The 8,796-nt window shown below is 42.6% G+C and carries 7 protein-coding genes and 3 pseudogenes; 8 read left to right on the forward strand and 2 right to left on the reverse strand.

Annotated features, from left to right (window positions below):
- Positions 1-238: 238 nt before the first annotated feature.
- The 4 genes and pseudogenes from F6J94_RS25155 to F6J94_RS25170 form a co-directional block, all read left to right on the forward strand.
- A pseudogene (locus F6J94_RS25155) lies at positions 239-379 on the forward strand (element excision factor XisH family protein); the annotation flags it as partial.
- Between the two features lie 299 nt (positions 380-678).
- Positions 679-909: pseudogene (locus F6J94_RS25160) on the forward strand (RNA-guided endonuclease TnpB family protein); the annotation flags it as partial.
- 65 nt (positions 910-974) lie between these two features.
- Positions 975-2,103 (forward strand): annotated as a pseudogene (locus tag F6J94_RS25165) (RNA-guided endonuclease InsQ/TnpB family protein).
- Between the two features lie 152 nt (positions 2,104-2,255).
- Positions 2,256-2,531 (forward strand): XisI protein, encoded by a 276-nt coding sequence (locus F6J94_RS25170; protein WP_293045166.1) that lies wholly within the window; start codon positions 2,256-2,258, stop codon positions 2,529-2,531.
- Here the strand turns inward: F6J94_RS25170 and F6J94_RS25175 are convergent.
- Positions 2,431-2,685 carry a hypothetical protein gene (locus F6J94_RS25175; RefSeq protein ID WP_293045157.1) on the reverse strand — a complete coding sequence of 85 codons (255 nt, stop codon included), beginning with the start codon at positions 2,683-2,685 and terminating at the stop codon, positions 2,431-2,433. The genes F6J94_RS25170 and F6J94_RS25175 overlap by 101 nt on opposite strands.
- 640 nt (positions 2,686-3,325) lie before the next feature.
- On the opposite strand from F6J94_RS25175, the gene F6J94_RS25180 reads away from it, so the two are divergent.
- From F6J94_RS25180 to glmS, 4 genes are all read left to right on the forward strand, one after another.
- Positions 3,326-4,813 carry a hypothetical protein gene (locus F6J94_RS25180; protein ID WP_293018168.1) on the forward strand — a complete coding sequence of 496 codons (1,488 nt, stop codon included), beginning with the start codon at positions 3,326-3,328 and terminating at the stop codon, positions 4,811-4,813.
- 117 nt (positions 4,814-4,930) lie between these two features.
- On the forward strand, positions 4,931-5,071 hold the full coding sequence (locus F6J94_RS25185; RefSeq protein WP_293045159.1) for a hypothetical protein: 141 nt from the start codon (positions 4,931-4,933) through the stop codon (positions 5,069-5,071).
- Positions 5,072-5,095: 24 nt separating this feature from the next.
- Complete coding sequence (psaC, locus tag F6J94_RS25190; protein WP_015145320.1) at positions 5,096-5,341, forward strand: photosystem I iron-sulfur center protein PsaC; 246 nt, start codon at positions 5,096-5,098, stop codon at positions 5,339-5,341.
- Positions 5,342-5,480: 139 nt separating this feature from the next.
- Positions 5,481-7,397 carry a glutamine--fructose-6-phosphate transaminase (isomerizing) gene (gene glmS / locus F6J94_RS25195; protein WP_293045161.1) on the forward strand — a complete coding sequence of 639 codons (1,917 nt, stop codon included), beginning with the start codon at positions 5,481-5,483 and terminating at the stop codon, positions 7,395-7,397.
- 779 nt (positions 7,398-8,176) lie between these two features.
- Here glmS and F6J94_RS25200 read toward each other — a convergent pair.
- On the reverse strand, positions 8,177-8,557 hold the full coding sequence (locus F6J94_RS25200) for a hypothetical protein (RefSeq protein WP_293045164.1): 381 nt from the start codon (positions 8,555-8,557) through the stop codon (positions 8,177-8,179).
- Between the last annotated feature and the right edge of the window lie 239 nt (positions 8,558-8,796).

The raw sequence follows: 8,796 nt of genomic DNA on the forward strand, positions 1-8,796 counted from the left end.
GCAATAGGCAATAGGCAATAGGCAATAGGCAATAGGCAATAGGCAATAGGCAATAGGCAATAGGCAATAGGCAATAGGCAATAGGCAATAGGCAATAGGTGAAAAATCCTGTGTATCTCATTAGGATATAAAGCAATATCGTAAAAATCTAGCGGTTTGTGTAACGTTTTATTTCAAGATTCAAAGTTTATGCTTGTTACCAATTCCTAAAGCGTGATCAAGTTACGATCGATATCGAAGATTATATCTAGGGATTCGCAATGCAGTTTACTTAGATTTTTTTCAAGATAAAATTGCTCGAATTGCTATTGATAGCAATCAGTTAAATTTGCTAGTTTTTGATGCCAACGGGGAGGAAATCTTGGAATGGATAGATTAGATGAGTATTCCAGATTAATTCGAGAAATTCTAGAGCGTTACGGAAACGCTCCAGGCTGAAAGCCTCGTGTTTTCAAACCGGGTTAGAAGTTACCGCAAGAATAGGGCAGCCTTTATGGTTGGTCGGCTATGCATAAAAGGTTTAAAACTTTATGATTAAGGCTGCCCTATTCTAAGGTTTCGTCTCCGGGATGAAAGCCAGGCAGCGACTTTAGTCGCCGTGAAAATATATCAGGCAAGACTTGACGGTTTACGCCAAGTTTGTTATTATAAAAGTGTCTAAATTGAGGTCGATTTCTGATGATTATTCTAGAGTTAAAAGCCTACGGTAAGCCCATTCAGTATCAAGCTATAGACGAGGCAATTCGGACAGTTAAATTTATCCGAAATAGCTGCCTTCGTTTATGGATAGACAACAAAGGTACAGGGAAGTACGACCTTAGTAAGTATTCTCAAATACTGGCAAAGGAATTCCCTTTTGCTAATGAATTGAACTCTACCGCTCGACAGGCTGCTGCCGAGAGAGCATGGTTAGAAGTTACCGTAAGAATAGTGGAGCCTTATTTCATGAGTTTTAACCCTTTTCTGCATAGCCTATCGCCTATAAAGGCTCCACTATTCTAAGGTTTCATCTCCGGTCATCAATTTCTCGCTTTTTTGAAAACTGTAAGAAAAAAGTTCCAGGGAAGAAAGGTTTTCCCCGTTTTCAAAAACACTGTAGATTCGGCGTAGCCGACGCTGCGCGAACGGTTGAATACAAACAGTCAGGTTGGAAGTTGTCCCCTGACAAAAAATCAATCACCTTTAGTGACAAGAAAGGAATCGGTAGACTAAAGCTCAAAGGTACCTGGGACTTGTGGCGCTTTGACAAAAAACAAATAAAACGGGTTCGCATAGTCAAAAGAGCTGATGGGTACTATGTCCAATTCTGTGTTTCAGTAAACATAAAAGAAGAATTGGAACCATCTAGAACAACTATCGGATTAGATGTTGGGTTAAAAGACTTCTACACTGATTCTGATGGTCACTCTGAACCTAATCCCCGCTTTTATAGAAAAGGAGAAAAGCGTCTAAAATTTTATCAACGCCGGGTTTCCCGGAAAAAGAAAGGCTCATCCAACCGTAAGAAAGCCGTCAATAGATTAGGTAGGCATCACCTTAAAGTAAGTAGGCAACGTAAAGAACATGCCAAGAGACTGGGAACGAAGTTACCGTAAGATAGTGGAGCCTTATTACAAAAGATTTAACCCTTTTATGCAAAGCCGAACACCCATAAAGGCTCCACTATCTAAGGTTTCGTCTCCGGCGCGTTGCGTAATCCGGTCTAACGACCTGGTCGCCTATGAAGATTTAAGAGTGAAAAACCTGGTTAAAAATCACTGTCTAGCTAAATCTATTAACGATGCAGGTTGGTATCAATTTAGAAAATGGTTGGAGCACTTTGGCCAAAAATTCGGTAGGGTCACCGTTGCGGTAAATCCTGCTTATACAAGCCAAAACTGCTCAGAGTGCGGCGAAATAGTCAAGAAGTCATTATCGACTAGAACTCACGTGTGCGAATGTGGGTGTGAACTTGATAGAGACCATAACGCTGCAATCAACATCCTAAAAAGAGCCTTGGGTACGGTGGGGTTTGAAGTTACCGTAAGTAGAGTGGAGCCTTTACAGGGGACTGGCTATGAGAAAAAGGGTCAAAACTTATTAACTAAGGCTCCACTCTACTAAGGTTTCGTTTCCGGCACACCGGAACCTGGATCCATTATCCCAACGCTTCAGGAGAATCGACCTCTACTCTTTCTGGTTCCGGCCTGATTGAGCAAGTTGGCTCGTTGAATGAAGAATCCCCGCGTCTTTAGACCGGGGAGTGTCAAGCTCGGATTAGTTACAGTCACGGCGATATTCAAAGTTATGCCATTGCCGATTGTCTGAACAATCATTTTATGCTCATGGTTGTTGGCTGGGATGGCAAACGTCGAGTCCACGGCTGCATTACGCATGTTCAGATTATTGATGGAAAAATCTGGATTCAACGGGATGGTATCGAAGATGGCATCACAGAAGAACTGGTCGCCGCAGGGGTTCCCAAATCAGATATTGTGCTAGGGTTTCACCCACCAGACGTTCGTCCCCATACTGGTTATGCGATCGCGTAGCGGCTCGTACCGAGCATCGCGTAGCGTGGCCATTCGCGTAGCGTGGCCTTTTGGCCAAGGTCAATCCCTTAGCGTGACCATTCGCGTAGCGTGGCCTTTTGGCCAAGGTCAATCCCTTAGCGTGACCATTCGCGTAGCGTGGCCTTTTGGCCAAGGTCAATCCCTTTTTTGACTGGTTATCAACCAGGGGTTATTTCCGACTCTCATATCAATCCAGCTTCGTCTCATTTCAAGCAAAACTTTGCCCTCTCTGTAATCCCTTGCTCTGTCCTTAAAACAGATGAAGGTATTGAGATTTTACTAGTTGACAATTGAATAAATAAAATGCTATTATCAACGATAAATGACTTAATTTAATATCTAAACTATTGCAAATTAGCTAATTGAAAATACTGCTAGTTTTTCATAGTAAAACGGTATATAGTAATCAGATTTATCAAAAACTGAAATTGCGATTGGTCTACAGCCACGCTACGGGAACGCATTAGCTCATTGCTCAATGATAGTACATTTGTATTAAAGTGTTGCTCCCTAGCTCCTGTTTTCTAATCAGCATCCATTTTTGGTCTCAAAATTTTTAGCCAGTCAATTTTTATGCATTACTCTTGGGTTAGTAAGTAGTAAGGTAATCTCAACCATCTGCGCCCAAACTTAAGTCAATGTCAAGCCATCGGCACTTTCGAGAGTCTGCATCTTGACCCAAAGTTGCCCCTCAAGACTAAAATCATCTTGAGCGATTGACTTTTTGGCTCCTTGCCCCAATGGTGAAATTGTGAACCCCTTGATGAAGAGCAATGAGTGAATCTGAAAACCCCAATAACCTTCCCCTTCCTGAGTCTACTACCGAAATGGATAACCAGGATACTAAGAAGCCAGATCAGCAGCAGACCGACCATAACCCAAAAATGCTCAGCTTCGCACCAGTACCTGATGATTTCACCATAGTATCTGATGATATAGATAATCTTATTGAACAGTCAATACTAGAACAGACTATAGAATCTCTCCTTACCACCATGGCATCATCAGTTACAGAAGCCGATAATGATGGCACTGATGATACTGATAACACTGATATTGACACTGAGATAGCTGATGTTTCTGAGGAACAGTTAGCCAAGGATGGTGAATGGTTTGCCTTAGCCCAAAAACTGCGCTTGGACAATCATCGCTTACAGCAGCAAGTGACCCAGCTGCAGCAAGCACTCCAGGAAAAACAGCAGGAGTTAAACGGACAAGCTAAGCAATTGCGAGAGTACGACAAACTCCTGTCCACAAAAGATCTGGAACTCAATACAGTTCAAGACCAATTAACCCGTTTGTTCCACACTCTAGAATCATCCCATCAATCCGGTCAACGCCAGCAAATTTTGGTTGAAACCTTATCAGAACAGTTACAAAGCTCTCAGGATCAAGTTGCCAGACTCGAACAGGACTATTCCCAAACCCAGCAGCGCTACAACGAACAATCTCATCAGCTGGTGCAATTGAAAGATACCTGTCGAGAACTTAGAACCCGTCTATACCGACAACAACAGCAAACCTTGCAATTTAAGGTAGCCTTAGAAAAGTGTCTGGAAATGCCTGCCTCTGAGAATTCTGTACTACAACAGCAAGAGAGTCGGAGCATCATTGCTCAGCAATCTCTGCTACAAAAAGCCCAGGCGATTAGACCCTGGTCTGCTGACCCAGAGTTATTTGCAGAAGAATTTATTTTCAGCAGTACTGGTAATTCTTCTGTCCAGTCTCAATCTACCACAGAAGCGTTATCGGTTGACAGCAGCCAACCTAACCAAACTGATCCTATATCCCCAGCAGATGCCTCGGGTCCAGGGCAAACTCAGGTAATCTCCCCTGAAAATGTGACAGCCAAAGAGATAGAAGTAGCACAACAGTTAATTGAGCAAATGTCTGCCCTGGCAGAGGAATTTGGGTTGTCGGAGTTGCCATCAGAGTCGGCTAATGCCAAAGTCGATGGCAGATCAGAACTAGAAACGACTAACTCAGATGAATCTGACCAAACCGTTGAATTGACTAGTGACCTTGAGCAAACCAGTAGGTCAGACCATACTCAGACCTTGGAGCCTGAAGCAAATCCATCGAGTCAGGAATTGCCAGAAGATATCATAGAGGCTGAGTCACAGTCAAATCAGACCAATGACGTATTTCCGTCTCAGGGTAAGTCGCCATCACCAGTACTCTATCCCCTACGTCCCTCCAAAGGGCGCAAATCCTTAGCGTCTATTGAATTACCAAGGTTTCCCCGTTATCGCTCTTCCTGAGGTTGACCCATAGATTAGGCTCGATCACACAATAGTTTCTGATACTGATATATTAAAGAATTTAAAGTTCTGTAACCTCTGGCGCAAGACTATCAAAACCCTGCGGTAAACTAGCCCTTGATCCTTAAAATTCCCTGTCGTTTGCCTGAAACGCCAACAAGCACGAACCTAGGCAAAGATAATCCTGGTGGAATCATCGGGAATATCCCCAATTTTCCCAAGGAGACAGGTCAGCGGTTTTTCCGCAATGTCCGATAAAAAAATGTAGGAGTTCTTAAATCAATGTCTCATAGCGTTAAAATTTACGATACCTGTATTGGTTGCACCCAATGTGTTCGGGCTTGCCCTCTAGATGTATTGGAGATGGTTCCCTGGGATGGCTGTAAAGCTGGTCAGATTGCCTCTTCTCCTCGTACAGAAGACTGTATTGGTTGCAAGCGGTGCGAAACTGCTTGTCCTACTGACTTCTTGAGCATCCGGGTTTACCTGGGAGCTGAAACAACTCGCAGCATGGGCTTGGCTTACTAAGCATTAACGTAGCAATCTATCCGATGTTGACGGTTGACCGTTGATGGTCAACCGTTGACGGTCAACCGTCAACACAGGACACTCCACTGTTAGCACGGCTATAGTTTGAGTATTATGCTTACTTACTAAAGTCAACACTATGTGTGGAATAGTCGGCTATATCGGTCCGCAAATCGCTACAGAAATTTTAATGGCAGGATTAGAGAAACTCGAATATCGAGGCTATGATTCTGCTGGAATTGCTACAGTCTCGGAAGGGGACGTTCATTGTGTGCGTGCTAAGGGAAAATTGCACAATTTGCGGGAAAAACTGGTACAAATAGAAAACCAGGCACGCATTGGCATTGGACACACGCGCTGGGCAACCCATGGTAAACCGGAAGAGTATAATGCTCACCCCCACATGGACATGGCAATGCGGGTGGCAGTGGTACAAAATGGCATTGTTGAAAACTACCGGGAATTGCGGGAGGAATTGATCCAGCGGGGACATGAATTCCGCTCCGATACCGATACGGAAGTTATTCCCCATCTAATTGCTGAGTGTTTACAGCAAAATTCTGCTTCTTCCTCTTCCTTCTTCTCTCCTTTCCTAGAAGCAGTGCGGCAAACAGTGAATCGATTAGAGGGAGCTTTTGCCCTAGCTATCCTTTGTGCTGACTATCCTGATGAATTGATTGGAGTGCGGCAACAGGCTCCTTTGATTATTGGGTTTGGTCAAGGGGAATTTTTCTTTGGCTCAGATACCCCAGCATTGTTACCCCATACCAGGGCAGTATTGAACTTAGACAATGGGGAAATCGCACGGTTAACTCCCCTAGGGGCAGAAGTTTACGACTTTGAGGGTCGTCGGTTGAATAAGTTCCCCCGTACCCTCAGTTGGAATCCCTTTCAAGTGGAAAAGCAAGGATTCCGACACTTTATGCTTAAGGAAATTTATGAGCAACCAGGGGTAGTGCGCAACTGTTTCGAGCGGTATCTCAATAGTAATTGGCATGCTAATCCTACACAGACAGAGGCAGACCTGGCTAATTCCCCAGTTCAGTTAGGCATACCAGAGTCACTGTACGAGGATGTAGAACAGATTCAGATTCTGGCGTGCGGAACCAGTTGGCACGCTAGTTTGGTGGGTAAATATTTGTTGGAGCAGTTGGCAGGAATTCCTACCATGGTGCAGTATGCATCTGAGTTTCGTTATGCACCAGGTCCGTTAACTAAGAATACCCTAACCATTGGGGTAACTCAGTCTGGGGAAACTGCTGATACCTTAGCAGCACTGGAGATGGAAAAACACCGTCGCAGTGGATTAGACCCTCTCTATCAGCCCCGACTGCTGGGAATTACGAATCGACCAGAAAGTTCTTTGGCTCAGTTGGTGCCTGATGTGATTGATACCCAGGCAGGGATTGAAATTGGGGTGGCGGCTACTAAAACCTTTGTGACCCAGTTAGTGGCCTTTTATTGTCTAGCGCTAGATTTAGCCGATCGACGTAATACTCTCGCCCCTGAAAAAATTCAAGCAATTATGGCAGGCTTGCGGCAATTGCCTAATCAGATTGAGCAGGTGCTGGAAAGTCAAGAAAAGTATATTGAAGAATTAGCCCATGACTTTGCGGAAACCCAAGACTTTATCTTTGTAGGACGGGGGATTAATTTTCCGATTGCTTTAGAAGGGGCGCTGAAACTTAAGGAAATTAGCTATATTCATGCTGAAGGCTACCCAGCTGGGGAAATGAAGCATGGTCCGATAGCTCTGCTGGATGCTAAGGTGCCTGTGGTTGCGATCGCAATGCCTGGTACTGTCTATGAAAAGGTAATTTCTAATGCTCAGGAAGCTAAGGCTCGGGATGCTCGGTTGATTGGGGTGACACCGAGCAATGGTAAAGAGGCGATGGATATCTTTAATGATTTGTTACCTGTACCAGAAGTGGAGGAGTTGCTTTCACCAATTCTGGCGGTGATTCCGTTGCAGTTGTTAGCCTATCACATTGCGGCAAGGCGAGGGTTGGATGTGGATCAGCCCAGGAATTTGGCGAAGTCGGTGACTGTGGAATAGATTTCTTTGTTGACTGCTGAAGGGTGAAGCTTAAACCCAGGGACTAGTTAGGATTTGTAAATGCGATCGCATTTTGTGTAGGCATTTTGCGATCGCACTCCGCCCCTCAAATTAACCAAATTAGGACTTATACCAAATCCGGTTATTACTGGAGTTTAGACTAATTCTCGTTCACCGGAAACTTCCCCAACGAGAGTAGTCACATTGACTTACTCAGCTGAAACCCTTGATAAATAGTCATTACAGCAATTTTTAAGGCACTTGTCCTCAGCCAGTGCTATGAGTCAATTGTGCGTACGCAATACTTTTTGAAGAGTTTGGAAAATGCAGCCCTAATCCAAACTCGGCAAAAAAGACAAATAATCAAATCGCCCAAGACTATCTCAAACGCTCTTTGGTGCTTAAGGCATGGGTTTCAATTCCTAATTGCTTTTTATGAAGTTTCTTTAAACCCCAAAATTTAGTCTAAAGTCCAGAAGCATACCGAACATCTACCAAACCTCCCAGCTCGGTAACAAGTAGTCTTCCCATTACCAGATATTCGTAAAAATTACCTAACAGAACTTGAAGTTCTTGCAATTAAATAATTGTATAATGAAATTCTGTCAATACCCAAAACTATAGAAAAAGCATGGAAAATAACCAAAACACGACGAGAATGGTCATTATATCGAAAAGCACATCTTTTGGTAGTTGAACTAACAAAAACTAAAAAACTAAACCCACTATTATAATAGTGGGTTTAGTTTTTTAACTGTTGAGGTGTAAAATTTTTATGGTTAATCACTACATATTTTGTCAATTCCTTCCTTTAAAATATAAATAGCTAAAATAATAGCAAATCCTTGTTTGACATTTTTAGCCATAAACTTAAATATTTGATTATTTGCTAAGGCCCCTAAAATAAAAGCTGCTAAAGCTTCTACAGTACTGAACTCTTGTATCTCCTTTACTAAATTATTTTCACAAAACATTTCTTTAAGACCAAAGAAAATAGAATCGGGTTCTACATCTCCATCTACATGACTAAGCCCCTCTTCTAAATCTCCACCACAATTTCCAATTTCAGCAAATAATTCATCAGATGAATCTCCATATAATTCTAAAGATAAATTTTCAGCTTCCCAAATATCATCAACGTCTATTTGAAGCATAATCATAATTAATAAAAACCATACTCAAATTGTAAAGCTTCCTATAATAAAAAAAATAAAATAAGTAATTAAATGTTAGATATATTATTAATTTGTTAGTATAATTAAAATATCTTTAATAAGTAAGTGGGTATAATTACGGCGGTTTGCATACCTATCAAGAACACAGGACTTTCTCCCTCTTCCCTCTTACTGGAGTTTAGACTAACTCTCGTTGGGGAAGTTTCCGGTGAACGAGAATTAGA

Source organism: Moorena sp. SIO1F2 (assembly GCF_010672755.1).
In the GTDB taxonomy this organism is placed as follows: domain Bacteria; phylum Cyanobacteriota; class Cyanobacteriia; order Cyanobacteriales; family Coleofasciculaceae; genus Moorena.

What these genes read in the sequence shown, in the direction of transcription:
- F6J94_RS25180 (WP_293018168.1), top strand. Translation starts at nt 3,326, where the DNA reads ATGAGTGAATCTGAAAACCCCAATAACCTTCCCCTTCCTGAGTCTACT.
- psaC (WP_015145320.1), top strand. Translation starts at nt 5,096, where the DNA reads ATGTCTCATAGCGTTAAAATTTACGATACCTGTATTGGTTGCACCCAA.
- glmS (WP_293045161.1), top strand. Translation starts at nt 5,481, where the DNA reads ATGTGTGGAATAGTCGGCTATATCGGTCCGCAAATCGCTACAGAAATT.
- F6J94_RS25200 (WP_293045164.1), bottom strand. Translation starts at nt 8,557, where the DNA reads ATGATTATGCTTCAAATAGACGTTGATGATATTTGGGAAGCTGAAAAT.